This window comes from Actinoplanes sp. 13 (assembly GCF_056134165.1).
The window spans coordinates 1-25,808 of the sequence record NZ_JBVYOQ010000024.1 but is presented as its reverse complement, the minus strand read 5'-3'; the positions used below and the strand labels follow the sequence as shown (position 1 = coordinate 25,808).

Sequence of the window (25,808 nt, the reverse complement as noted above, 5' to 3'; positions counted from 1 at the left end):
CGCTGCAGGCTCACGGTGCGGGCGGGAAGTGACGAGAAGGGCTACGGGCCTCGATGGAGGCACTGCGCAGCTGGCTCGGGGTCATGCCGTAACGGGCCTGAAAGCGGCGGGTGAAGTGGGTGGGGTCGCGGAAACCCCAGGCGCGCGCGATGGCAGCGATCGAGGTCGGTACGGCGGGCCCTTGGCGGGCGGGACGCTGACCAACTGGGATCCGGCCCGCTGAGATCGGGCGGCCGGCACGTTGGTGAGGTGACTGCTGGAGTAGTTCGTGGCGGGCGCCCTGCAGGCGCTCATTGATGATCCACTGTTCGAGGCTCAGGTCGGCTTGGGCGCACAGCTTGTACAGATGCCGCACTGAGATGTTGTGCGCGGCGGCGATCATTGCGGGGTTCAGGTCCGGGTCGGTGAGGCGCTGGCGTACGAAGGCGCGGATGCGGGTGAGCATCGTCTCAGCAAGCACCTGACGGGAGTGCCTGTCATCGCGGGCGGCTGAGGCGAGCAGCGCCCGGCACAGATCGATGCTGGCGGCGGCGACGGTGGCTGCGGCCGGGTCCGCGGTGATACGGGCGGGATCGCCGGCGAGCTGCGCAATGTGGGTGGTGACCAGGCGGTACAGCGGGCTGGCGCGCAGGTTGCCCAGAGCTGACCGGATCACGTCGACCGGGAGGTCGAGCCGGTCCACAGGAATCTGGATGCAGCCGGCCGCGCCGTCGCCGGGCCAGGAGTAGTCGTACGCGCCGGAAAGGTCAACGCCGATCAGGTCGCCGGTGGGGCAGATCTCCTGGCGTCCGGCCTGGCCGAGTCGGCCGGATCCGCGTTGCTGCACGGAGAGGGCGATTACCGGTACGGAGTCCTGACGGGCGAGCTTCGAGGTGCGTACCAGGCGGATGCCGGAGGACCGCTGGGTGAAGACGTTCGCGTCGCCGAGGTCCCAGACTTCCATCCGGGCGTAAATCGAAACTGCGGGATTCTCGTGGATGACGTGGCAGGGCGCGGAGGCGTACATCATCGCGGTGTGCACGGCCTCCATCCGGTCGTGAAGCGGAAGGCCTGCGGTGTCGAGAACGAAAGCCATGCCCATCACTGTGCACGTTCGGCTGAGAAAACGGTGCTCCACGAAAGGAGTGGGCTATAAGAGGAGTGGGCCATAAGCGGTGGGCCGACAAGCCGGTATCGGCGAGATGCAGGTGTGAGGCTGCGAGCTCACAGCGCGGGCAGTCAGCAGCGCGGGCAGTCAGCAGTTCGGGCAGCGTGTGGGGCATGGAGTCGTGGCCGGCGTGGTGGCCAGGCCGCTGGTGTGCAGAATCGTCTCGACGGTGTCGTCGAAGGTGCTCGATTCCGGGATGACGCGTTCGCCGGGGACGCCGAGCAGGTCGAGCCGTGCGTACCAGCCGCGCATCTGGTCGGCGGAGACCGGGATCGGATCGGCACGGCCGTGGTGACGGCGGACGGTCTCGTCGAAGGAGACGTCCAGGTAATAGGTGCAGACCGGCCCGGCATGCGCAGCTATCAGCTCGTGCAGGGCGGATGCGTAGCGCTCTGTGTGCAGAATGCCTTCGAGCACGACGTGGTACCCGAGCTCGAGGGTGGTCCGCGCGGTCGCTGCGATGAAGCGCGGCGCAACGGGGCGAATGCTGCCGCTGTCGTGCTCCCGCAGCACGATGCGGCGGAGATAGTCCTGTTCGAGCAGAGCGCAACCGCGGCCGTAACGGCGACGCACCTCACGGGCGGTGGTGGTCTTGCCGCTGCCCGAGTTCCCGCGAATCACCACCAAGGTGGGCATTGATGGCTCGACTCTTGGCGGGCAAGGGTGCGGTGGCTGTGCAGGCCGCGGCTGAGATAGCTGTGATGAACAGGGCTGCGGTTCGCTGCGCGACGGTTCATACGGATCGGATCACAAGAATCGGAGCGCACGGCCACGCGGCCACCATACGTCCGCTATCCGGCAACCGCGGGGACGCGCGCCGCAATTGGCGTACCCAGAGCGGCCCGGTAGTGACCGACAAGCTCGTCGCCGATCGCGGACCAACTGCGGCCCTCCACCGTCGCCCGCGCCGCGGTGCCGAAGGCCCGCCGCAGTTGGGTATTTGCGACGAGATGTGCCACTGCCTCGGTGAAGCCTCCGGCTTGATGTGGCGGCACCAGATATCCGGTACGGCCGTGCGCGACCAGATCGAGCGGGCCGCCCGCGGCGGGGGCGACGACGGGCAGGCCGCTCGCCATCGCTTCCTGGACTGCTTGGCCGAAGGTCTCGTACGGGCCGGTGTGCGCGAAGATGTCGAGGCTCGCGTAGATGCGGGCCAGCTGGGCGCCGTGCCGCGCGCCCAGGAAGGTCGCGCCGGGTAGTGCCCTGCGCAGAGCCGGTGCGGCCGGACCGGAACCGACCACGACGAGTCGCACACCCGGCAGGCGGGCGACGCCGGCGAGGAGGTCGACCTCCTTCTCGACGGCGAGCCGGCCGACGAAACCGACGACGACCTCACCGTTCGGGGCGAGCGCGCGCCGGATGCCGGTGCTGCGGTGGCGGGGATGGAAGCGGATGTCGTCGACACCGCGCCGCCACAGGTGGAGGCGGCGCACGCCGTGGGACTCCAGGGCGGCCATCGATTCGGTGGAGGGCACGAGCGTACGCGTGGCGGAGTTGTGCACTGTACGGATCCACCGCCACGCCATGCGCGCTCCGAGTGACCCGGTCAGACTCCGCGGTCCGGTGAGGTTCCGTAGTTCGGGCAGGCTCTGGGATCTGGCGAGACCTCGTGAACCCGGGAGGGCTGGAGCTTCGGCCGGGCGCAGTGCTCCGGCCAGGTGTGCTCGGTAGGCGCGGGCGTACGCCGCCACGTCGGTCTGGTAGACGGCGACCGAGGGCAGGCCGAGTGACCGGGCGCTCACCTGCGCCCAGGCGCCGAGCACGAACGGGCTCGCCAAGTGCACCACGTCGGTGTCGTGGCGGCGGATGGCGGCGTGCAACGCCGGAGCCGGCAGGCCGAGCCGCAGCTGTGGGTAGCCGGGCATCGGCAGGGACCGCACACGCACCACCGGGTACGGCAGCGGGCCGACCGACTGGCCGGTGCCGGCCGGCGGCTCCGGGGCGATCACCAGGGGGTCGTGGCCGGTGCGCACCAGGTGCTCGGCCATCCGTGCGACCGAGTTGGCGACGCCGTTGACGTCGGGCAGGAAAGACTCTGTGACCAGCGCGATGCGCATGAACACAGGGGAATGCCGGGTTCGATCAACAGGGCTACACGTCCGTGACGCCGAGCCGAACGATCGGCGACAAGACCGCATTTTGCCCACGGTCCATCGGTTGTTGCCCACGCATCGGGAGGTGTTCACGGTTGCGGGCGACCACGGTTGCAAGTGCCACTGTTGCAAGTGCCACTGTTGCAAGTGCCACGGTTGCAAGTGCCACGGTTGCAAGTGCCACTGTTGCAACTGGCCCCTGTTGCAACTGGCCCCTGTTGCAACTGGTCCCTGTTACAGGCGCTCACGGCTGATCGTCTGCTCGAGCCGTTCGGATGAGGGCTACGGCCAGCAGGACTGCTGAAACGGCCTGGAGAGCTGCCACCGCGACAGCCAGCATGGTGATCGAATAGCCGTAGAGGCCGCCGGCGAGGGCGCCACCGGCCAGCGCGGCGGCGCCCTGGATCGCGGCGAAGACTCCGTAAGCGGTGGCCCGGCGGGGCGCGGGGACCATGTCGGCCACGAGAGCCTTGACCGTGGAGTCCTGCACACCGATCGCGGCGCCCCAGAGAAGCGTGCCGGTGATGATCGCGGCCGTCGCTCCGGACCCGTCGGCGAAGGCGAGCGCGGGGGTGGCCGCGGCGAGGAGCGGGAGCGCGTACAGCACCCGTGCGCCGATGCGGTCGTAGAGGTGGCCGCTTACCAGCGCAGCGAGAGCACCTGCAGCCATCGCGCCGGCGTACAGGAGGGGCACCGCGGCGAGGGCGATCCCGGCGGTGCGGTTGGCGTGGTAGGAGATCATCCCGAACGTGACGAGCCCGGCGGTGGCGGCGGCAGCCGAAGCGGCAAACCAGTAGAAGCGCTGCGGAAGACGGCCGGCGGGTGAGGCAGGTTGGGCCGACGTCGGCGATGTTGTGTTTGACAGAGCGGTGTTTGACAGAGCGGTGTCTGACGGAGCGGTGTCTGACGGAGCGGTGTCTGACGGAGCGGTGTCTGACGGAGCGGTGTCTGACGGAGCGGTGTTTGACAGAGCGGTGCCCGATGGAACTGTGTCCGGCGGGACCGCGCCCCCCGGAACCGTGCCCGAGGCCGTAGCGCTGGAGAAGGCCGGGAATCTACGCCGCATCCAGAGCAGCAACGCCATCGCGACGGCGCCGGGGACGGCCAGGGCCGCGAGCGCCGGCCACAGCGTGCCCGCTGCGGCGACCAGCGCGGCCACCACCAGCGGACCGGCGAAAGCACCGATCTGATCAAGAGCCTTGTGTACGGCGAATCCGCGTCCCCGGCCCACTGCGCCGGCCGCCTCGGCGAGCAGAGCCGATTTCGCTGGACTACGGACCGCCTTGCCGACCCGTTCGGCAACGATCAGGCACGCGGCGACCGCGAGGCCGGCGCCGCCGAGCAGGGGCGCGATCGCGAGCAGCGGCACGCACACGGCGGTCATCGCGTAGCCGGTGATGGTCAGCGCCCAATACCGGCCGCTGCGGTCCGCGAACGGGCCGGATACCAGGCGCAACAGCAGGGCGGCAGCCTCGCCGGCGCCGCTGATCAGACCGACGGCGAACGCGGACGCACCGAGGGTGGCGAGCAGCGGTCCGGTGATCGAGCGGGCGCCCTCGTACACCATGTCGGCCGCCAGGCTCACCACCCCGAATCCGACGATCGCCCGCCACGGGGTGAGCGCGCTCGTCGGTCGGGACGGCGCGGCCTGATCGGTCACCGGAGAGCTCCTGTCGTCGCCTTCGATCGAGAACATCATCTTGTCCGTACATAAGGATGGCTCGTACAGGAGGTGTGTTTTCAGCAGATGTCGAGAGCGAAGTGTGGACCTCCAGGACCGTGCCGCCGGCCACGATCCGTGCGCGGCTCAGCACATGGCGGAAGACGTCACATGTTTGGTGGCGCCCCGGAACAGGAAGACCAGACGCATGCATCCCCAACCGCCCCGCCGCACCACTCACGCCTTCGGAACCCCACGAAATCGTCTCGTGTACGACCGCTGGGGCCGGTACGGCCGTCCCGTCGTGCTGCTGCACGGGCTGCTGTACGACCGCACGATGTGGTGGCCGGTCGCCGCCGAACTGGGGAACTCGTGCAGCGTGATCGCCGTGGACCTGCCGGGTCACGGCCAGTCGGCGCCGCGCGGCGACTACGAGCTCGACGCGCTCACCCAGGACCTGGCGGTGCTGGTGGCCGGCCTCGACCTGCACCGGGCGCCGGTGATCGTCGGGCACGGCGAGTCAGCGCTGCTCGCTGACGCGTTCGCCGGCTCCTACGCGACCCGGGCGGTGCTCACGTTCGACGAGCCGCTCGCCGAGCCGTCGGACACCGTGGAGCAACACCTCGCCGCGGCCGATCTGGGAGACATTCCGGCACCGTACCGGCAGTTCGCGGTCGCTCAACGGGATGCGACGCTGCTTCGGGCGTACCGATGCTGGTTCAAGCGGCCGACCGCAGGTCGTGGGCGGCCCCATCCGGTCTCCCCCACCCGGCCGCGTTCGGGTTTCCCGCATCTGCGCGCGCCGGCGACTTTCGCGGCCACGCTGCGCGATCTTATTTAGCTGAGGGAGTAATCGCTGCGATTGAGAAATCGCGCGGATCAGCGGAACCGGGTTCCGAAAGGCGCGGCTCCCATTCGCACGGATTGCGGCTTACGGATTGCGCCTGTGAATCAGACCAAACGGGAGGACCGGCGGCCCTAACGCACACGGGTCGCCGGTCGGATGTTTCTCAGCTGTGCCGATGGTGGAAACGGCGATGGTGGAAACGGCGATGGTAGAAATGATGGCCCGCATGCCCGTGCCGGCGTGGTGGCAGCAGCGCGGCGCTGCTGATCAGCATGCAGGCGATGAGCATCGTGCCGATCAGGATGTCGATCAACATGCGGAACCTCCCCGGAACCGCGACCACGGGATCACGCGAACCCCTTGACCTGCCTTAACGGCGTACTTCCACGGTCCTCCCCGACCCGCGGCCCGTCAACCCGAATCGCGTATTCGCGTGATGCGGATAGCTGACCCCCCAGTTGTTGCCTATCCTGCGGAGTGAGGGGAGTACCTCCGGAAAGAGCGTGGCGGTCACCACGGGCATGCCGAACTTGCCCCCGTGCGCTCGCCCGGCTGCCGCCGACGAACGGCGCTTCGGGTGAGGGAGACCTCGGACGACGAAACGTGTCCGAGGGGGACCCGTGCCACATCTGAATACTGTCGCTGCCCTGAATCCAAGTACTGCCCTGGATTCCAGTGCTGTCCTGGATTCAAGCGCCGCCCTGGATTCCAGTGCAGCCCTCAACACCATCGCGACCCCACAATTGTGGGCGCTTACCGTGGCAGTGCTGCTCGCTCTGCTCGCCGCCGACTTCGCCGTGACACGCCGCCCGCATGAAGTGGCGATGCGCGAGGCGGTGGGATGGTCGATCTTCTATCTCGCGCTGCCGGCCGCGTTCGGGGTGCTCATCTGGCAGGTGTACGGCCGGACACCGGCCATGGAGTTCTTCACCGGGTACGTGGTGGAGAAGTCGCTGTCGGTCGACAACCTGTTCGTCTTCATGCTTCTGCTGGCGGCGTTCGCGGTGCCCACCGCCCTGGCGCAACGGGTGCTGCTCTACGGGATCGTCGGCGCGCTCGTGCTGCGGGCGATCTTCATCGCGGCCGGGGCGGCGGTGCTGCAGACCGGCGCGTGGGCGTTCCTGCTGTTCGGTGCGATCCTGCTGGCGACGGCGATAAAGGTCATGCGCGACGCGATGCGGGACGAGCAGTTCCATGTCGACATCGACAACATGCGCAGCGTACGACTGATGCGCCGGTTCATGCCGGTGACCCGGGACTACCAGGGCAGCAGGCTGACCGTACGGGTCGACGGGCGCCGGGCACTGACGCCGCTGGCTCTGGTCGTGGTGGCTGTCTTCATGACCGACCTGGTGTTCGCCGTCGATTCCGTGCCGGCGGTGTACGGGGTGACCGAGGACCCGTACCTGGTGTTCGCCACCAACGCGTTCGCGCTGCTCGGACTCCGGGCGTTGTACTTCGTGCTGCGCAACGTGCTGGACCGGCTGCGGCACCTGGACTACGGGCTGGCGATCATCCTGGCCTTCATCGGGGTGAAGCTGGTGCTGCACTGGGCGCACAAGGTGTGGCCGCGGGTGCCGGACATCCCGACGGAGTTGTCGCTGGCCGTCATCGCGGTGACGCTGGCCACCGTGACTGTGACCAGCGTGCTCGCGAACCGGCGGGACGCGGCGCGCGAACGGACGCCGGTCGGTTAACTGATCGCGAGCCGGGCCGCTATGACGCTGGGGCGGGCCGCTATGGCGCTGGGGGGTCGCTATGGCGCTGGGGGCGGGCCGGCCGGTGCGGGCATCGATGTGGAGCGCTCGCGGATCCGGCCGACCGCGTCTCCGACGATCGCGACCAGGCGGCGGGCCTGTGACAGGGACACCACCGCCGCGTCCAGGTCGCCGGCCCGGCCGTCGAGTTCCAGCCGGTCGCAGGCCGCGGTGGCGGCTGTCGTCCCGAGGTTCGCCATGATGCCCTTGAGTTGGTGCGCCTCACCGCGCAGCGTGGCCGCGTCGTCGAGGGCGAGGGCTTGCGCGATCCGCTCCAGGTGTTCCGGGATCTTCGCGGTCAGGGAGCCGAGCAGAGCGTCCAGAGCCTTCGCGGTGGCCACCGGATCCGGACCGCGCAGCTGATCGAGGCGCCGCTCGATCTCCGAAAGCACCGTCGCTCGCTCGGATTCCGGGGTCAGATTCGGCTCGGCAGCCAAATCTGGTTGGGGCGCGCTGACGGTGACATCACGCACCGGCTTTCCGCTCCCCCACTCCTCCAGGACCCGGGCCACGTCACCCGGGATCAGCGGTTTGGCGATGTGCGCGTCCATCCCCGCTGCCAGACACCGCGCCCGGTCTTCGGGCAACGCGCTCGCGGTCAGCGCGATGATCGGCACGCGGCGGCCGGGTGGCTCACGGCGGCGGATCTCCTCGGTGGCGGCGTACCCGTCCATCTCCGGCATCAGGCAGTCCATGAAGATCGCCTGATATCCGGGCTCACCTGGGCGAGAGGCACGAGCCGCGTACTCGACCGCCTCCACGCCGTTGACCGCGACGTCCGCGCTGTAGCCGAGATTGGCCAGGATGCCCAGGGCCACGGTGCGGTTGATGTCGTTGTCCTCGACCAGCAGCAGGTGCCCCCGGCTCGGCGACGCTCCGGCGACGGTGTCGGCGCGCTGGCGTCCGGCCCGGTCCGCCAGCGCGCCGACGAGGGCGTCATACAGCTGTGACTGGCGCAGCGGTTTGGCGAACGCCGCGGAGAACCGCTCCGGGTCCCGCTCATCGGGCAGGTGGTGGGCATCGCCGGCGAGCAGAATGGTCTTGGGTGCCGGGCAGCCGTCCGGCGTCAGCGTCAGTCCCGTGATGTCCTGCCCGTCCTGGCGTACCGTGCCGATGTCCAGAAGGACCAGATCGACCGGCCGCCCTGCGGCGGCCGCCTCGCGCAGGACGGCTCCCGCGCCGGCGGTGTCCTCCGCGCTGATCGCCTGCATCGACCAGGCGGTGAGCTGGTCGGCGAGCGCGGCGCGATCGGTGTCGTCCCGGTCGACGATCAGCACGCGCAGGCCGTCGAGCGAATGCCGGTCGGAGACGTCCAGCCCGGGGCGAGCCGCACGCATCGTGACCGTGAACCAGAACGTGCTGCCCCGCCCCGGCTGGCTGTCCACACCGATGCGGCCGCCCATCAGCTCGACCAGGTCCCGGCTGATCGCCAGGCCGAGACCGGTGCCGCCGAACCGCCGGGTGGTGCCCGCGTCGGCCTGGGTGAACGCCTCGAAGAGGTCGACCTGCTGGCGCTTGTCGATGCCGATGCCGGTGTCGTGCACCTCGAACCGGATCGGCACCGCGTCGGGGTCCGCGGGTTGCCGGTCACCCAGCTCTCGGTCACCCAGCTCTCGGTCACCCAGCTGCCGGTCGTCCAACGAGGCGGTCACCGTGACGTGTCCGTGGCTGGTGAACTTGACCGCGTTGCCGGCCAGGTTGAGCAGCACCTGGCGCAGTTTGGCCGGGTCACCGCAGACGGTCGACGGCAGGCGCGGGTCGCAGATCGCGGTCACCGTCACCGAGTCGCGGGTGTCCGGCGGCGCGACCAGGGATACCACATCGTCGATCAGGTGCCCGACCTGGAAGTTGGCCTCCTCCAGGAGGACCTTGCCGGCTTCCAGCTTGGAGAAGTCCAGGATGTCGTTGATCACGGCGAGCAGCGCGGACCCGGCGGCGCTGATGCCTTGGGCGTACCGGCGCTGTTTCTCGTCGAGGTCCGAGCCGAGCAGCAGGCCGGTCAAGCCGATGACGCCGTTCATCGGCGTCCGGATCTCGTGACTCATCGAGGCCAGGAACTGCGACTTCAACCGCGCCGTCTCGATCGCCTGGTCCCGCGCCTCGGCCAGGGCCAGCTCGGTCTGCCGGCGGGCGGTGATGTCGCGCATGAAGCCGTGGAAGTTGGCTCCCCCGTCGTAGCCGAGACGCCACATGGTCAGCTCGGCTGGAACCTCCGCGCCGACCACAGGGCGGCCGACATCAGAACCGCCTACGTCAGAACCGCCGACATCAGAACCGCCTACGTCTGAACCGCCGACATCAGAACCGCCGGTCTCAGAACTGCCATCACGGTGGGCGCCAGAAGCGTCCCTTCGAATCACCGCGATCTCGGTGGGCCGGTCCAGCAGCCGGTCCAGTCGCCCGCTGAGCAGACTGCGTAACCCTTCCCGGTAGCGGGCCGGAAGGATGGTGTCGGCCACGTGGCGGCCGACGATCTCCGCACGGGGCCAGCCGAAGACATGCTCGGCCTGCCGGTTCCATTCCACGATCCGGCCGTCGCCGTCCATCGTGAAGAACGGGTCGCTGGCCGCCCGCATGATCATCTCGAGCTGTTCGCGTTCGACGCGGAGCCGCTGCTCGGCGTGCACCCGGGCGGTGATGTCGTGCGCCACGGTGGAGGCGCCGATCACGGTACCGTCGATGTCGCGCATCGGGGCCATGCTCAGCGACACCTCGATGACGGTGCCGTCCTTGCGTTGACGGCGGGTCTCGTACCGGCTCAGTGCCTCGCCTCGCAGCACCCGGCCGAGCAGAATCTTCTCCTCGCCGAGCCGGTCCGGTGGGAGCAGCCGGGTGACGTCGTTGCCGACCATCTCCTCGGCGGTGTAGCCGTACAGCCGCTCGGCGCCCGGGTTCCAGGTGTGGATCGTGCCGTCCAGGGCCTTGCTGACGATGGCGTCCTGGGAGGCCTCGACGATGGCGGCGAGCCGGGCGTTCGTGTGCGCCTGCGCCCGGCGCTCGTTCTCCACCTGCCCTTCGGCCAGGCGCAACTGCGTGACCTCGGTGCCCACCCCGAAGATGGCGTACGGCCGTTGGCGTCGATTGCGCAGCACGTAGAGGGTGGTGAGGAACCGCCGTTCACCGGCAGCGTTCTCCGAGGATGGGCTGACGGGAGCTGAGCTGTCCAAGGCTGAGCTGTCCAAGGCTGAGCTGTCCAGGGCTGAGTTGTCCAAGGCTGAGCTGCCCCAGGCTGAGCTGTCCGGCGCTGGGCTGCCCTGCGCTGAGCTGCCCGGCGCTGAACGGCCCGGGAAGACGTCCTCGAAGGCGAGCGGGCCGTCAGCCGTCAGTACGGCCCGATCCCGGCGCCGCATCTCCGCCAGGCGTTCCGGGGTGAACACCTCCCGGTCGAGGCGACCAGCCACTCGGCCGGCGGGCAGCCCTTCAACCTGCTCGAAGGCCCCACTGACCAGACGGAAGCGGCCACTGAGACTCTTCACGAAGGCCGGCGTCTCGGCGTGCTCCAGGATCGCGGCCAGGTAGAAGTACTGGTCGAGCCGGCGCCCTATGCGGTAGCGCAGTACCTCGGCGCCGAGCGTCACCCCTGCCGCGGTCAGCGCGCCGAGCACCAGCAGTGCGGGCGCCCGCCCCGGCCTACGCACCGCTCTCCCCCACCACTCTTTCCCTCCCAGAGGCCACCAGCAGCCCCAGATCCCAGCAGCCCCAGATCCCAGCAGCCCCAGATCCCAGCAGCCATGATCCCAGCAGCCCAGCGCCACACCTGCATCAAGACGAATCTGATTCAGCATCACCGTACATGTGATCATTTTCTGCATTAGCCTTAATACCGGACAAAGCTGGTGAACGACCTTCGACAGGACAGGCTTCTCGACGTCACAGAGGGGGCGCCGTGGCGACGGTGATGGTCGTCGATGATGTGGCCGCCAACCGGGACATCGTGCGCATGCTCCTCGGGTACCGGGGTCACGACGTCATCGAGGCGCACGACGGTGCCGACGCGCTCCGCCTCGCCCACGTCCACCACCCCGACGTCGTGGTCTCCGACGTGCTGATGCCCGGCATCGACGGCCTGGAACTGGTTCACCGGCTGCGCTCCGACCCCGACCCGCTCGCCGCCCAGGCGCCGGTGATCTTCTACACCGCCAACTATCTGGAGCCGGAGACCCGGCCGATCGCCGACGCGTGCGGGGTGAGCCAGGTGGTGCTGCGCTCGCAGGACCCGCACACCCTCCTCGACGCGGTGGACACCGCGCTGGCGCAAGGCCCGGTCACCGTCGACGTGCCGGCCGCCGACGAGACCTTCGCCCAGGCGCACCTGCATGCCGTGAATGCCAAGCTGATCGAGAAGGTCCGCGCCCTGCACGACACCGAGCGCCGGTTCGAGGCGATGGCGGTCGCGTCCCCGGTCGGCATCGGCATCCTCGACCGGCACGGGAACGCCGACTACATCAACCCGCGCCTCGGCGAGATCATGCAGGTGCCGCTGGACAGCCTTCTCGGCGCGGGCTGGCTGGCCTGCCTCGACACCGCCCTCGACACCACCGCCCAGGACGCCGCGCTGAGTCTGGTGCACGGCGTCGGCGACGCGACCGAGCTCAAGTTCGATCATCGGATCACCTGGCCGGACGGCACCACCCGGCGACTGCGGCTGCACCTGCGGCAGATCCGCGACGACGATGACGGGCAGCTGGCCGGCGGCGTCCTGATGGTCGACGACGTCACCGACCTGGTCTCCGCGGAGGAGCGGCTGCGCGAGGAGATCCAGCACCGCCAGGAGGAGGCCCAGCGGCGCCAGGAGGAGATCCGGCACCGCGACGCGGAGCGGCTGGACAGCCTGCGCCGGATGGCCGGCGGCACCGCGCACGACTTCAACAACATCCTCGGCGCCATCCTGGGGTACACCACGCTCGCGATCGAGTCGATCACCGACGGGCAGGCGGACGGCAGCATCCCGGCGGAGGTGGCGGAGTCGCTGCTCGCCGATCTCAGCCAGGTGGTCAACGGCGGCGAGCGGGCCAAGACGTTGACCCAGCAGCTGCTCGCGTTCGGCCGCCGCGAGATCACCCAGCCCACCGCGTTCAACATGAACGCCCTGCTGCGCGAGGCCTCCTCGTCGCTGCGCGAAGCCGTCGGTGACCACGTCGACCTGGTGCTCGACCTGGATCCGGGGGTGCCGGAGGTGCAGGCCGACCCGGCCCAGATCACCCAGGCGGTGCAGAACCTGGTCCGCAACAGCGCCGAGGCGATGCCGGACGGCGGGACCGTCACCATCGCCACGGCCCGGGAGGAAGACAACGTGGTGCTGCGCATCCGGGACACCGGCAACGGCATGCCGCCGGACGTGCTGGACCGGGCTTGCGAGCCGTTCTTCAGCACGAAGCCGACCCGCGGCACGGCCGGGCTGGGCCTGTCCACCGCGCAGGGCATCGTGAGCCAGGCCGGCGGGCAGCTGACCCTGCTGTCCCGGGAGGGACACGGCACCACGGCAACGTTCGCGCTGCCGGCGGTGCTGAGTGGGCCGCTGTCTGGGCCGCTCGCTGGGCCGCTGTCTGGGCCGCTCGCTGGGCCGCTCGCTGGGCCGCTGTCTGGGCCGCTGTCTGGGCCGCTCGCTGGGCCGCTCGCTGGGCCGCTGTCTGGGCTGCTCGCCGGGCCGCTCGCTGGGCCGCTGTCTGGGCTGCTCGCCGGGCCGCTCGCTGGGCCGGTCCTCACCACAGTGGCGCAGCCGCCGGCCGAGGAGCACGAGGCGTGCGCCGGCGGGGAGACGCTGCTGCTGGTCGACGACGAGGCCGCGCTGCTGAAGGTGACCGCGCGGATCCTGAGCGGCGCCGGGTACAACGTGCTCACCGCGTCGGACGGCGCCGAGGCGCTGCAGGTCCTGGAGCAGCACCCGGGGCACGTGTCGGCGCTGGTCACCGATGTGGTGATGCCGGGCATGAACGGCCGGCAGCTGGCCCAGATCGCCACCGCCCGGCAGCCGCACCTGACGATCGTCTTCGTCTCCGGGTTCGCCGAGGCGCTGTTCGACGAGTCCGGCAACAACCTGGAGCCGGGATCCACCATTCTGGCGAAGCCGTACAACCGGGAGACCCTGGTCAACACGGTGCGGTCGGCGTTGAATGCCACTCATCACAACTGATCGAGAGGTCGGAGGGGCTCCGCGTCGATTAGCATGCTGAGCCCGCGCCGCGATCGGCGCGAACAAATGCGTCCAGACCGGACGTAGCGCCCACCGCCCCCCAGGAGGACGCCCGGTGACACCTGCCAGTGACCGCCAGCCGCCCGTCGAGGACAACCCGACCATACGGTTGCCGCACCAGGCCACACCGGCGCACGACAGCGTCGGCCGGGACAGCACCGGCCGGGACAGCGCCAGCCGAGACAGCGCAGGCCAGGACAGCGCCAGCCGAGACAGCGCAGGCCAGGACAGCGCCAGCCGAGACAGCGCAGGCCAGCCGGTCCTCCTGCAACCCGGCGCACCCGCGGACCCTGACCGCCCGGACGGCAGCCCACGCCGGGGCCGGCGCCTGCTCATCGCCGGCGTCACCACGCTCGCTCTGGCCATCGGCGCAGGCGCGGCGGCGTCCTGGGCCTTCCGGGGCGACGTGCCGCGTGGGGTCACCGTGCTGGGCGTGGACCTGGGCGGGCTGAGCCGCACCGCGGCGGCCACCGCCCTGCGCAACCACCTGGCCGCGGACAAGAAGCTGACCGAGCCCGTCAAAGTACGAATCGACGAAGGCGGCAACGCAGACGGCGGCGGCAAAGAGGTCACCGTGAAGCCCGCAGACGTCGGCCTGGTGGTCGACGTCGAGGCGACGATCGACGCGGCCGCCACTGGCCGTCCCGCGCTCCTCGACGAGCGCGAGGTGGCCCCGGTAGTAGCCGTCGACCCCGAGCTGCTGGACGCCGCGCTGCGCAAGTCGGCCGGGAAGGTCGGCACCCCGATGCGCAAGCCCGCCGTAGTCTTCGACGGCGTCAAACCGCGCGCCGTGCACCCCCAGCCGGGCCGCGACCTGGACCCGGCCCGGTCAGCCGAGGCGGTGCGAGCCGGCTGGCTCAGCACTGGACAGCCCAGCACTGGACAGCCCAGCACTGGACAGCCCAGCACTGGACAGCCCAGCCCGGACCAGACAATCACCGTTCCGCTGGTAGACGTGAACGCGACCACCACCGCGGCCGAGGTCGACGAACTGGTCGAGTCGCTCGCCAAGCCCGCGGTCTCCGGTCCGGTGACGGTGAACTCGCCGCGCGGCACGGTCACCCTGCCGCCTGCCGCCATCGCGAAGAGCCTGGTGCTGACCGCGGACAAGAGCGGCAGGATCGAGCCGCGGATCGACGAGAGGAAGCTGCGCGCCGCCGTCAAGGGCCGGCTCGCCGAGGTCGAGGTGACGGCCCGCGACGCCCGGTTCACGTTCAAGGGCGGCAAGCCGGTGATCGTGGACGGCGCCGAGGGCAACGCCGTCGACCTGGCCGCGATGGCGCCGCAACTGCTCGACGTGCTGCGCAAGACCGGCGAACGGTCGATCAAGGCCACCCTCATCGAGAGCGCCCCGAAGCTGACCACCGCCGACCTGCAGAAACTCGGCGTGAAGGAGAAGGTCTCGACCTTCACCACGAAGTTCACCGGCGGGCTGTCCTCGTCCCGCAGCCAGAACATCGTGCAGGCGGCGAAGCAGGTCCGGGGCGCCCTGGTGCTGCCCGGCAAGACGTTCTCGCTGAACCGGCACACCGGCGAGCGCAGCTACAAGCAGGGCTACAAGGACGCTCCGGTGATCCTGGGCGGCAAGCTCGTCCCGGGCGTCGGCGGCGGCGTCTCACAGTTCACCACTACGCTGTTCAACGCCACCTATTACGCGGGGCTCGAGGACGTCGAGCACAAGCCGCACTCGTTCTACTTCGACCGCTATCCGGCCGTGATCGAGTCGACGATCTTCTACCCGGACCTGGACTTCAAGTTCAAGAACGACAGCCCGCACGGGGTGCTGATCGACACCGCGTACACCAGCAACTCGATCACCGTGTCGGTGTGGAGCACCAAGGTCTGGGACAAGGTGACCACCGAGTACAGCCCGCGCCGCAACATCACCTCGCCGCAGACGATCACCCTGCCGGACGGGCCGAGCTGCATCGCCACCAGCGGCATCAACGGATTCACCCAGGACGCTTTCCGGCTGTTCCACAAGGACGGCAAGGTGGTCAAGCGGGAGAAGTTCACCTGGAAGTACGACGCTGAGCCGAACTACATCTGCGCGGGCCCGGAGGCCACTGACTAGCTCCGGGCCGCGCAGATGAAGGGCCGCACAGATGAAGGGCCGCACAGATGAAGGGCCGCACAGATGAAGGGCCGCGCAGATGAAGGGCCGCGCAGACGAAGGGCCGCGCAGACGAAGGGCCGCGCAGACGAAGGGCAACTTGAACATCAAGTCGCTGTGACCAAACACGTCACCGTTTGGTCGCCGACACCACCAGGTTGAAGCCGGTGTCGGCGGCCACCACCGGGTCGGCGAACCCGGCTCCGGCCAGCAGCTTCAGCCGCTCGGCGGGGCCGCCCAGGGTGCCGAGCCCGTACGCGCCGGGCTGGCTCAGCGAGCCCGGGGTGCACAGGGCGGTCGAGGACGCGTACCCGATCCGGGTGATGGGCATCCCGATCGTCGAGGTCCAGTCGTCGGCCGACCACGGCTCCACGGCCACCACGATCCCGCCCGGGGCGAGCGCCTCGTACGCCGCCCGCAGCGCCGCACCAGGGTCACCCATGTCGTGCAGGGCATCGAAGAACACCACAATGTCGTACGACCCGTGCCCGCCGATCCCGGCCGCCTCGGCGACGTGGAACGAGACGTTGGGCGGGCTGCCGGCCTCGATGGCACGGGCCCGCGCGAGGGCGATCGACGGCTCGTGGTTGTCGAAGCCGAGCACCGTGGCGGACGGCCAGGTGCTGCCGATCAGCAGGTCGGCGAAGCCGTGCCCGCAGCCGACGTCGGCGATCCGGGCCCCGGCCTCCAGCTTGGCGACCAGGCCCGGCACGGCCGGGAACCAGATCTGGGCGAGCTGGTTGACGTACGCGGTCCGGAAGTACCGCTCGATGCCGTGGTGGGTGCACCCCGGCGCCTCCTCGTACGGCAGCCCGCCGTCACCCCGGAAGGCCGTCTCCAGCTTCTCCATCGCCTGGAAGTAGCCGGTGATGATCTCGCCTGCCGCCACCAGGTAGGCCGGGGAGTCCACCACTGACAACGCCAGCGCATGCTCCACGGGCAGCTCGAAGGCTGCGTATTCAATAGCGGCAGACCCAGTAGCAGCAGACCCAGGAGCGGCAGATCCAGGAGTAGCAGATCCAGGAGTAGCAGATCCAGGAGTAGCAGATCCAGCAGCCGTAGATCCAGTAGCCGCCGGAGCGGAGCCGGCGGGGTGCGCGATCACATAGCCGGAGACCGCCTGCTGCCGGAGCCACTCGGTGACCAGGCGCGGGTTCAGGCCCGTCTGCGCAGCCAGTTTCTCCGCCGTGACGGGACCGGCCCCGGTCATCGCCCGGAACAGTCCGAGCCGGTCACCGAGGACGGTCATCGCCGTGCTCGCCGCCCCGGCGAAGTCAGTGATGAGCTGACCGACGAAGGCCTCGACCCGAGCCTCATCGACAGCAGGTGCAGAGTCGGTGGCAGGTGCAGAGTCGGTGGCAGGTGCAGAGTCGGTGGCAGGTGCAGAGTCGGTGGCAGGTGCGGAGTCGGTGGCAGGTGCGGAGTCGACGGCAGATGCGGATGCGGTTACAGCAGAAGTAGTCATGCCTCGACACTGCGGGCCACCCCTTGCCGTCGCCTTGCCCACGCCTTGCTGAGAGCGTCCCGCGCGTACCCGATGAGCATGGCAGCGTCCCCAGGCACCGGAGACGGCAGCAAGGGGGACTGCGACACGGAGAACGGCGACACCGAGGACTGCGACACGGAGGACCGCGACACGGAGAACGGCGACACGGAGGACGGTGGCACCGCATCCCGCAGCCGGCCCAGCCGTTCCCGGTCCGCCGCCATCACCGCCGGCGCCAGCGGATCCGCGTCCGCCGCCCGCACCAGCGCCGCAGCCGTCCCCACGTCACCGAGGTCCGCGAGCAGCTCCGCGATCAACCGGATCATGGTCCACACCTGCGCCGTCATGCTCGTGTCCCGGACAGCCAGGATCACCTCGTCACAAGCGGCCACGGCCTGCTCGTGGCGACCGAGCCGGATCAGCACCGCTGCACGGGCCACCCGCGCCACATTGCCCACGTAGACCTGGTTGACCCGGTCGCTGGCGGCGATCGACCGGTCATAGCAGGCGAGCGCCTCCGCCGGATCGCTGTCGGCGAGCAGCTCACCGTGGGTGAACGGGACGAAGCCGTCGGGACTCTGCAGCCGATCCGCGTACCTCTGCAACCACCGCCGGCCCGCCGCTGCATCCCCGCCGTAAGCGTCCATCAACGCCGCACAGCAGATGCCTGTGGCCCGCGCCCACCGCGGAGCCCCCGGATCGTCGGCCATCACCTCGGCGTCGGCCCGCACCGCATCGGCCCGGCCGGCGAACATCGCGCAGGAGATCCGTACGATCAGGGCCGCCCAGCGCAGCGGATGGTCCCCGGGCATCCGGTCGAGCGCCTGACTGATCAGCCGGTCCGCGCCGGGCAGGTCGCCTCGCAGCCAGATGGCGTTGCCGGCGGCGAGCGCGCGGAGCACCTCCGTCTCGGTCTCCACCCGTTGCGGCGCCCAGCCGGCGAGCTGTTCGGTGAGGCCGGGATCGGGCGCGTCCGAGCCGATCACCGCGAGCAGCGCGGCCAGGCGGGCACCACGATCCCTGTTGTTGGCGCGATCCCTGTTGTTGGCGCGATCCCTGTTGGCGCGATCCCTGTTGCTGGCGCGATCCCTGTTGCTGGCGCCCAGCCAGGTCAGCGCCTCCTGCAGATTGGCCAGCTCCCGGCGCAGCGTCGGGGTGGTCCACGGATCGCGTTCCCGGCCGCGTTCGACCAGCTCGGCGGCGAGGTCGAGCGCCCAGCGGGCATGCGCGTCCCGGGCCTCGTGCTCGGCGTGCGGGCTCAGGTGGGCGAGCGCGACGTGCCGGACGGTCTCCAGCAGGCGATATCGCGGCGGGTCGGCGGAGAGGTCACAGGTGACCAGCGACGCGTCCACCAGCTCAGCGAGCAGCTGGTCCGGTGCACCCGAGCCCCCTGGACCCGCGTGATCTGGACCCGCGTGATCTGGACCCACGTGATCTGGACCCACGTGATCTGGGCCCACGTGATCTGGGCCCACGTGATCTGGACCCACGTGATCTGGACCCACGTGATCTGGACCCACGTGATCTGGACCCACGTGATCTGGACCGGTGAGATACGGCAGGACGGGCAGGCCGAAACCACCCCGGAACACCGCGAGCCGGTCCAGCAGGCGCTGCGCCGCGGGATCCAGCAGGCGGTACGACCATTCGACGGTCGCCGCCACCGCAGTAGCCCGATCCCCTCCCCGCGCCGGGTCCAGCACGTGCAGCCCGGCGCCCAGCCGGTCCCGCAGGTGCGTCAGCCCGAACACCGCCTCCCGCCGGGCCGCCAGTTCCACCGCCAGCGGCAACCCGTCGACCAGCCGGCAGATCTCGGCGGCGACTTCACGCGTACGCGAATCGTCCGGAAAATCAGCCCGCAGCAAGGCTGCGCGGTCGCAGAAGAGCGCGACCTGATCGTCGGCCGGCAGCGGGCCGAGGCGCAGCACCCGCTCGCCCGGCACGTCCAGACGTTGCCGGGAGGTGGCCAGCACACGCACCTGCGGGCAGCGCGTGACCAGCTCACCGACCAGGGCCCGCACCGCGTCCAGCAGGTGCTCGCAGTTGTCCAGCACCAGGACGGCGGGCGTCGCCCCGAGCCGTTCAGCGAGCGCCGCGATCCCGCCGCGGGGCGCGGTGCGCAGCCCGAGCGCGCCCGCCACCGCCGCCGCGACGTCGCCGAAGACGTCGGCCGGCACCGAACGCTCGGCGAGCTCGACGACCAGCTCTCCGCCGGTCAGCGCCTCGGTCATCAGCCGGGTCTTCCCGACGCCGCCGGGCCCGACCAGCGTGGTGACCCGCCCAGTGGCGAGCGCGTCGCGAACCGCCGCCAACTCGGCCACCCGCCCGAAGAACCGATCCGCACGCCGCCGAACCGCATGCCCCCGAACCGCACGCCCCTCAACCGCACGCCCCACAACCGCACGCCCCTCAACCGCGCCGACCGCCGCAGGCCCGGCACCCGCCGACAGCTCGGACGGCGCCAAAGAGTCAGAGGGTGCAGGCGGTGCGGTCACTGCGGGCACAGGCGCAGTCGGCCGCAACCCCGGATCATCGCTGAGGATGCGCTGCTGAAGCCCGGTCAACGCCGGCGACGGATCGATACCGTGCTCCTCCGCGAGCCGTTCCCGGAACCCGCGCGCCACCGCCAGTGCCTCCGGGGTCCGCCCGGTCACGTGCAGCGCCCGCATCAGCAGCAGCTGCGCCCGTTCCCGCAGCGGCTCCCCCAGCGCCACGGCCTCCACCTCCGGCAGCGCGGCCGCCGCCTCCCCCGCGTCCAGGCGCCGTTCCAGGTATTCCTCCCGCAGGTGCCGCCGCCACTCCGCCAGCCGGGCCACCTCCGGCGCGAACGCCGGCCGGTCCGCCACATCCGCGAGCGGGTCCCCGCGCCACACCGCGAGCGCCTCGGCCAGCGTCGCCGCCGCCCGGGCCGCGTCCTGACCGCGGGCCGCCTCGACGAGCCGCTCCACCACCCCGATATCCACAGCACTGACATCAACAGCACTGACATCAACAGGGCTGACATCAACAGGGCTGAGATCAACAGCGCATTCCAGGCGATAGCCGCCGGGTTCGCGCCGGACAGCGTCCCCGCCGGTGCACCGCCGCAGCCGCGACACGTAGCTGTGCAGGTTGCCGACCGCGTTCTCCGGCGGCGCGCTCTCCCACAGGACGTCGATCAGCTCGCTGACCGGCACGACACGCCCGGCAGCCAGCGCGAGCCGGGCGAGCAGCACACGCTGCGGCACACCGGCGAGCGCAACCGGCACACCGTCGCGGCGCAGCTCGATCGGCCCCAGCAGGCCCACCTGGATACTCACGGCGTCATTCTCGCCACCGCTGATCGCTGCCTTCCAGTCCTTATCCCGCCTCGTCGGCTAACGGACACCCGCGTGCCGGTCCAGGCGGGCGTCGCCCACTTCCGCTTCGCCGCTCTACCTTGGACCGGGTGCACGTCGACTTCGCGGATCCCGGGTTCCTGCGAGACCCGTACCCCACCTTGGCCGCCCTGCGCGAAAGCGCCCCGCTCAGCTTCCACGCACCCAGCGGGCGCTGGCTGGCCGCGAGCCATGCCACCGTGAACGCCGTGCTCCGCGACCGGAGGCTGGGCCGGTTCTGGCGGGACAGGCAGCCGGCCGACATCTTCGAACCGTTCAACGTCCTGCACCGCCACCAGCTGATGGAGACCGAGCCGCCGGTGCACACCCGGCTGCGCTCACTGGTGGCGAAGGCGTTCGGGCGCGGGCACGTCGAACGCCTGCGACCGCGGATCGCCGCCGAGGCCACCGCTCTGCTGGCCGCCGCCGGCCCCGAGTTCGATGTGATCGCCGACCTTGCCGAGCCGCTCGCCGTGACCGTCATCGCGGAGCTGCTGGGGGTGCCGCCGGCCGACCGGCGACGGCTGCGGCCGTGGTCGGCCGCGATCGTGCGGATGTACGAGGTGTCCCGCACCCCGCAGATCGAGGCGGCGGCCCTCGACGCCTGCCGTGAGTTCGCCGGTTACCTGCGTGATCTGGCCGCCCGCCGCCGTGCCGAGCCGCGCGACGACCTGATCAGTCATCTGGTGGCGGTCGGCCTCTCCGCCGACGAGGTGATCGCCTCGGCGGTCCTGCTGCTCAACGCCGGGCACGAGGCCTCCGTGAACACCCTCGGCAACGGGACGGTGGCGCTGCTGCGCCACCCCGGGGAGATGGCCCGGCTGCGTGCGCGACCCGCGCTGATCGCCACCACGATCGAGGAGATGATTCGGTACGACGCCGCGCTGCACCTGTTCATCCGGACCGCCGCCGCGGACGTCGAGATCGCCGGCGTCACTGTTCCGGCGGGCGCCGAGGTGGCCGCACTGATCGGCGCCGCCAACCGGGATCCCGCGGTCTTCACCGAACCGGATCGCTTCGACGCCGGCCGCGACCCGAACCCGCACCTGGGCTTCGGGGCCGGCCTGCACTTCTGCCTCGGCGCCCCGCTGGCCCGCATCGAGCTCGAGGCCGGCCTCACCGCCATGCTCCAGACGCAGAGCACCACCACGCAGCGCCCAACCACGCAGCGCCCAACCACGCAGCGCCCAACCACGCAGCACCCGACCACGCAGCACCCGACCACGCAGCACCCAACCACGCAGGGTCTTACGCTGGCCGCCGAGCCGGCGTATCACCCGACATTCGTGCTGCGCGGCTACCGGGCGGTCCAGGTTCGGGTGACGCGCTGACGGCGGGACCGCGATGCCCGCCGGTCGCGGCGGGAACGGACGGGCCGGGCGATAGGGTCTGCCGGTGCGCACGAAGCAGGAGCTGACCGAGGCAATCCGGCGCGACCGGCGGGCGGCGCTGGTCGTCAACGCGCGCTCCCGCCGGGGCCGGCAGCTCTACGCGGATGCCCGGGCCCGGTTGGAGGCCGCCGGCTTCCGGCTGACCGGGGCGTACGCGGTGGAAAGTGACCTGGAGAAGTCGCTGGCCGCGGCGATCGAGCAGGGTCCGGACCTGCTCGTCGCGGGCGGCGGCGACGGCACGATCAGCACGGCCGGCCGGATGCTCGCGCACCGCGACATCGCGCTCGGGCTGCTGCCGTTGGGCACCACCAACAACTTCGCGCGTACGGTCGGCATCGTGCCGGACCTGGACGAGGCGATCGCTGTCCTCAGCGACGGTGCGGTCATCGACGTGGATCTGGGTGTCGCCGGGAACATGCCGTTCACCAACCATGTCGGTGCCGGGCTCTCCGCCGAAGTGATGATCAACGCGCCGAGCCGGCTGAAGCGGGTGATCGGCCGCCTCGCCTATCCGGTCACCGCGCTGGGCCTGCTCACCCGGCACCGGCCGTTGCGGGTGACGGTTCGCGCGGAGGGCCGCGAGCTGGTCTTCACCACCCACCAGGTGTACGTGGCGAACGGCGGTTTCCACGCCGGCCGCCCGATCGCCGCCGACGCGCACGCCGACGACCGGCTGCTGGTGGCGTACCCGGTCGGCGGCCGCACCCGCCGCGAACTGCTGCGCGAGACGGCCCGCAACGCGCTGACCGGGCACCGGCGCAGCCAGCACGAGCGGCCGTTCCTGGCGGTCGGCGAGCTGTGGCTGGAGACCGACCGGCCGGCGCACGTCGAGGTGGACGGCGAGCCGTGCGGCCAGACGCCGCTGCGGATCGCGCTGGACGCCAACGCGCTGCGCATCATGGCCCCGCCCGGCACCCCCGACCACTGACGACGCCGGCCGCGCAAAGAGCCGACTACACAGAGCCAGCTACACAGAGCCGACTACACAGAGCCGACTACACAGAGCCGGCCACACAGAGCCGGCCACACAGAGCCGGCCACACAGAGCCGGCCGCACAGAGCCGACTGTGGCAGCGCCGCTCAGGCGGGTGTGCCGGCCTTCTCGTCGGGAGTGTCGCCGCCGGCGGCAGCGGCTTCCGCCTCCGCCTCTGCCAGGATCCGGGCGTCCTCGTCGCGGTGGCTGCGGTACTGGTTGATCGCGTAGACCAGCGCCGCCGCCCAGGCCACGTAGATCACCGCGTAGAAGCCGTAGCGGACGGTGTCCGACGCGTCGATCCAGTCGCTGCGCAGCAGGGACCGGGTGTTGGTGAGGATGATCACGCCACCGACGGCGGCGCCGAGCACCCGCGGCGGCACGTGGCGGACCAGCCAGGCCGCGATCGGTGCGGCGATCACGCCGCCGATCAGCAGCGCGAGCACCCAGCCGTAGTCGATGTTCTCCGAGCCGATGCCGATGATGAAGCCGATGCTGGCGGCCACCGCGACCAGGAATTCGCTGGTGTCGATCGAGCCGATCGTCTTGCGCGGCTCGAGGCGGCCGCTGGCCAGGATCGCCGGGGTGCCCACCGGGCCCCAGCCACCGCCGCCGGTGGAGTCGACGAAGCCGGCCACCACGCCGAGCGGGGCGAGGAACCGCTTGCGCAGCGGCTTGCCGAGCTGCCCCTGGGGCAGGCCCTGGAACGTGAAACGGAGGAAGACGTAGAGCCCGAGCGCGAGCAGGATGATCGCCATCAGCGGCGCCGCGGTCTCGGTCGAGATGCTGGACAGGAACGTCGCGCCCGCGAAGGCGCCGATCGCACCCGGCACACCGATCTTCAGTACGACCTTCCAGTCGACGTTGCCGAAGCGCCAGTGCGCGAAGCCGGAGACCAGCGTGGTGCCGATCTCGGCCAGGTGCACGGTGGCCGACGCGGCTGCCGGGTTGGTGCCGACGGCCAGCAGCAGGGTGGTCGAGGTCACGCCGTAGGCCATGCCCAGGCTGCCGTCGACGAGCTGAGCCCCGAGCCCGACCAGAGCCAGGAGGAGGAGTTTCTGCATGTCTTCACCGCCGATGGTGGGTGGACGACCTACGCACAGCGAGCAATTCGGCCTCGTCGCCGACCCCTGCGCGGTGATTTCTATTTATGCCTGGTCTCTATTTCCTATTTATTGGGTCGGAGATTAGTACATAGCTCACCCCCCGACAAGCGGGCGTCCACATGTTGTGATCGATATCGGCCCGGTTAGCCTGTGCCCATGGCTGACGCGGACGACGTGCGCCGCCTGGCGCTCTCGCTGCCCCAGGTCGTGGAGATCGACAGTGACGGCTTCGACTTCCGGGTGGCGAACAGGGGTTTCGTCTGGTCGTACCCGGAACGCCCGCCCGGGAAGCCGCGCGTGATCCGGACCGATGTGGCCGTGTTGTTCGTCGGTGACGAGGCGGAGAAGCAGGCGCTGCTGCTCGGCGAGCCGGACCTCTTCTTCACCACGCCGGGGTACGACGGCCTGCCGCTGGTCATGCTGCGGCTCCCGGAGGTCTCGGTGGCCAGACTCACTGAGTTGATCACCGATGCGTGGCGAATGCGCGCTCCCGAGGAGATCCAGGCGCAGCTGAACGCCTGAGCAGAGCCTTTCAAGCATCAAGCTTCGGCTGTACGGATGAGCCCCTCCCAACAACTGAGCCCCTCCCGACAGCCGAGCCCTCCCGACAGCCGAGCCCTCCCGACAGCCGAGCCCTCCCGACAACTGAGCCCTCCCGACAACTGAGCACGCCGAAAAGGATCCGGGGCGATCTCCGGCGCTGGGCAGCAGCGCCGGGATCGCCCCGGAAGTGCGAGAAGCCGTCGGCTCAGGAAGTGGTGGAGCCCGCCGCCGCCCTGCGGTAGGCGAGCAGCCCGAGCACCAGGCCCGCCACACCGGCGACCAGGCCCGCAATGCCCCACACGACGCCGCTGTTGTCCGATTCCTCGGCCTCGCCGACGGTCAGCTCCGCCTGCTCGGACGGGGCCGCGGCGGGCGGCGCCCCGTCGGCTCCCGCGGCGGTCAGCTTCAGCACCGGCGCCGGGCTCTCCGGCTCGGTGCCGTCCGTGGCCGGCTCGTCGATCCAGCGCACGACGTCACCGTTCGAGTATGTCTGCAGCGCCTTGAAGATCATCTGGTCGGTCTGCGGCAGCGGACCGAGCGAGACGTCGAACTCCTGGAACGTGCCGGGCTTGATCTCGGAGCCGGCGGCCGCCGTCCAGGTGATCTTCGTGACCGCCTCGGTGATGTCGGTGCCGTGCGCCTGGATCGGGGTGGCCAGCTTGGTCTTCACCGGGGTGGCCGTCCAGCCCGGGACCGGCCGCAGCGAGACCGAGGCGACCGGTGCGTCGGCCGGCAGGTTGATCTCCAGCTTGGTGGTGGAGTCGGTGTCGCTCTCGTTCGGCACGCGGAACGTCACCTTGGTGTAGCCACCCTGGGTGGCCGTGCCGGGGTTCACCGTCACGTGAGCGGCCGCGGGGGCGGCCAGGGCGAGCACGAACGCCGCCGTGAGGGCGGAGGCGGCGGCGGTGCGCCGGAGGGATTGCTTCATCACGGGACCTTTCATGCCTTTCGGCGACGAACGTACAGGAAACCAATGAGCCCGGCCAGAACGACCACGGCGATGGCGATGACCCCGATGACCGTCCCGGTGTTGGACGACGTCTCTTCGATTTCGGGAGCAGAGCCCTCGGGAGCAGAGCCCTCGGGAGCAGAGCCCTCGGGAGCAGAGCCCTCGGGAGCAGAGCCCTCGGGAGCAGAGCCCTC

Annotated in this window: 18 protein-coding genes and 1 pseudogene; 7 read left to right on the top strand and 12 right to left on the bottom strand. The window is 70.4% G+C overall.

Translation table 11 applies throughout. The features are described 5' to 3' along the window. Positions 1–10: 10 nt before the first annotated feature. The 4 genes from AC0NH5_RS33025 to AC0NH5_RS33010 form a co-directional block, all read right to left on the bottom strand. Positions 11–1,075 carry a helix-turn-helix domain-containing protein gene (locus AC0NH5_RS33025; protein WP_474410856.1) on the bottom strand — a complete coding sequence of 355 codons (1,065 nt, stop codon included), beginning with the start codon at positions 1,073–1,075 and terminating at the stop codon, positions 11–13. 159 nt (positions 1,076–1,234) lie between these two features. Then, positions 1,235–1,783: an AAA family ATPase gene (locus tag AC0NH5_RS33020; RefSeq protein ID WP_474410855.1), complete on the bottom strand. Its 549-nt coding sequence runs from the start codon at positions 1,781–1,783 to the stop codon at positions 1,235–1,237. A 155-nt stretch (positions 1,784–1,938) separates the two neighbouring features. Further along, positions 1,939–3,204 (bottom strand): glycosyltransferase family 4 protein, encoded by a 1,266-nt coding sequence (locus AC0NH5_RS33015; protein WP_474410854.1) that lies wholly within the window; start codon positions 3,202–3,204, stop codon positions 1,939–1,941. A gap of 280 nt (positions 3,205–3,484) precedes the next feature. Continuing rightward, the gene (locus AC0NH5_RS33010; RefSeq protein WP_474410921.1) at positions 3,485–4,843 is read right to left on the bottom strand and encodes an MFS transporter; all 1,359 of its coding nucleotides are present in this window, start codon (positions 4,841–4,843) and stop codon (positions 3,485–3,487) included. A 325-nt stretch (positions 4,844–5,168) separates the two neighbouring features. Here AC0NH5_RS33010 and AC0NH5_RS33005 point away from each other — a divergent pair, with 325 nt between their 5' ends. Next, positions 5,169–5,741: an alpha/beta fold hydrolase gene (locus tag AC0NH5_RS33005; RefSeq protein ID WP_474410853.1), complete on the top strand. Its 573-nt coding sequence runs from the start codon at positions 5,169–5,171 to the stop codon at positions 5,739–5,741. Between the two features lie 169 nt (positions 5,742–5,910). On the opposite strand, the gene AC0NH5_RS33000 is transcribed toward AC0NH5_RS33005, so the two are convergent. After that, positions 5,911–6,063: a hypothetical protein gene (locus AC0NH5_RS33000; protein ID WP_474410852.1), complete on the bottom strand. Its 153-nt coding sequence runs from the start codon at positions 6,061–6,063 to the stop codon at positions 5,911–5,913. A 385-nt stretch (positions 6,064–6,448) separates the two neighbouring features. On the opposite strand from AC0NH5_RS33000, the gene AC0NH5_RS32995 reads away from it, so the two are divergent. Further along, a complete protein-coding gene (locus AC0NH5_RS32995; RefSeq protein ID WP_474410920.1) occupies positions 6,449–7,444 on the top strand; it encodes a TerC/Alx family metal homeostasis membrane protein in 996 nt (331 codons plus the stop codon). 59 nt (positions 7,445–7,503) lie between these two features. Here the strand turns inward: AC0NH5_RS32995 and AC0NH5_RS32990 are convergent, their stop codons facing one another. Continuing rightward, positions 7,504–11,142, bottom strand: a complete 3,639-nt coding sequence (locus tag AC0NH5_RS32990) for a PAS domain S-box protein (RefSeq protein WP_474410851.1) — start codon at positions 11,140–11,142, stop codon at positions 7,504–7,506. Between the two features lie 248 nt (positions 11,143–11,390). Between AC0NH5_RS32990 and AC0NH5_RS32985 the strand changes: the two genes are divergently transcribed. Then, positions 11,391–13,637, top strand: coding sequence for a response regulator (locus AC0NH5_RS32985; RefSeq protein WP_474410850.1), 2,247 nt, complete (start codon positions 11,391–11,393; stop codon positions 13,635–13,637). Between the two features lie 115 nt (positions 13,638–13,752). After that, a complete protein-coding gene (locus AC0NH5_RS32980) occupies positions 13,753–15,771 on the top strand; it encodes a VanW family protein (RefSeq protein ID WP_474410849.1) in 2,019 nt (672 codons plus the stop codon). Positions 15,772–15,940: 169 nt separating this feature from the next. On the opposite strand, the gene AC0NH5_RS32975 is transcribed toward AC0NH5_RS32980, so the two are convergent. The 3 genes and pseudogenes from AC0NH5_RS32975 to AC0NH5_RS32965 all read right to left on the bottom strand — a co-directional run bounded on the left by AC0NH5_RS32975 (position 15,941) and on the right by AC0NH5_RS32965 (position 20,595). Further along, entirely contained in the window at positions 15,941–16,747 is an 807-nt protein-coding gene (locus tag AC0NH5_RS32975) for a class I SAM-dependent methyltransferase (protein WP_474410919.1), read from the bottom strand. A 168-nt stretch (positions 16,748–16,915) separates the two neighbouring features. Further along, positions 16,916–17,275 (bottom strand): annotated as a pseudogene (locus AC0NH5_RS32970) (hypothetical protein); the annotation flags it as partial. Next, positions 17,272–20,595 carry an AfsR/SARP family transcriptional regulator gene (locus tag AC0NH5_RS32965; RefSeq protein WP_474410848.1) on the bottom strand — a complete coding sequence of 1,108 codons (3,324 nt, stop codon included), beginning with the start codon at positions 20,593–20,595 and terminating at the stop codon, positions 17,272–17,274. The gene AC0NH5_RS32965 and the pseudogene AC0NH5_RS32970, both read right to left, overlap by 4 nt. A gap of 128 nt (positions 20,596–20,723) precedes the next feature. On the opposite strand from AC0NH5_RS32965, the gene AC0NH5_RS32960 reads away from it, so the two are divergent. After that, complete coding sequence (locus AC0NH5_RS32960) at positions 20,724–21,983, top strand: cytochrome P450 (RefSeq protein ID WP_474410847.1); 1,260 nt, start codon at positions 20,724–20,726, stop codon at positions 21,981–21,983. Positions 21,984–22,047: 64 nt separating this feature from the next. Continuing rightward, positions 22,048–22,971 (top strand): diacylglycerol/lipid kinase family protein, encoded by a 924-nt coding sequence (locus AC0NH5_RS32955; RefSeq protein ID WP_474410846.1) that lies wholly within the window; start codon positions 22,048–22,050, stop codon positions 22,969–22,971. Positions 22,972–23,123: 152 nt separating this feature from the next. Here AC0NH5_RS32955 and AC0NH5_RS32950 read toward each other — a convergent pair whose 3' ends face one another. After that, a complete protein-coding gene (locus AC0NH5_RS32950) occupies positions 23,124–24,080 on the bottom strand; it encodes a sulfite exporter TauE/SafE family protein (RefSeq protein WP_474410845.1) in 957 nt (318 codons plus the stop codon). Between the two features lie 198 nt (positions 24,081–24,278). On the opposite strand from AC0NH5_RS32950, the gene AC0NH5_RS32945 reads away from it, so the two are divergent. Then, positions 24,279–24,644: an MmcQ/YjbR family DNA-binding protein gene (locus AC0NH5_RS32945; RefSeq protein WP_474410844.1), complete on the top strand. Its 366-nt coding sequence runs from the start codon at positions 24,279–24,281 to the stop codon at positions 24,642–24,644. Positions 24,645–24,870: 226 nt separating this feature from the next. Here the strand turns inward: AC0NH5_RS32945 and AC0NH5_RS32940 are convergent, their stop codons facing one another. Then, complete coding sequence (locus AC0NH5_RS32940) at positions 24,871–25,593, bottom strand: YcnI family protein (RefSeq protein WP_474410843.1); 723 nt, start codon at positions 25,591–25,593, stop codon at positions 24,871–24,873. Positions 25,594–25,604: 11 nt separating this feature from the next. Then, positions 25,605–25,808, bottom strand: a 204-nt coding sequence (locus AC0NH5_RS32935) for an EGFR-like transmembrane domain-containing protein (RefSeq protein WP_474410842.1), incomplete at its 5' end; no start/stop codon positions are given.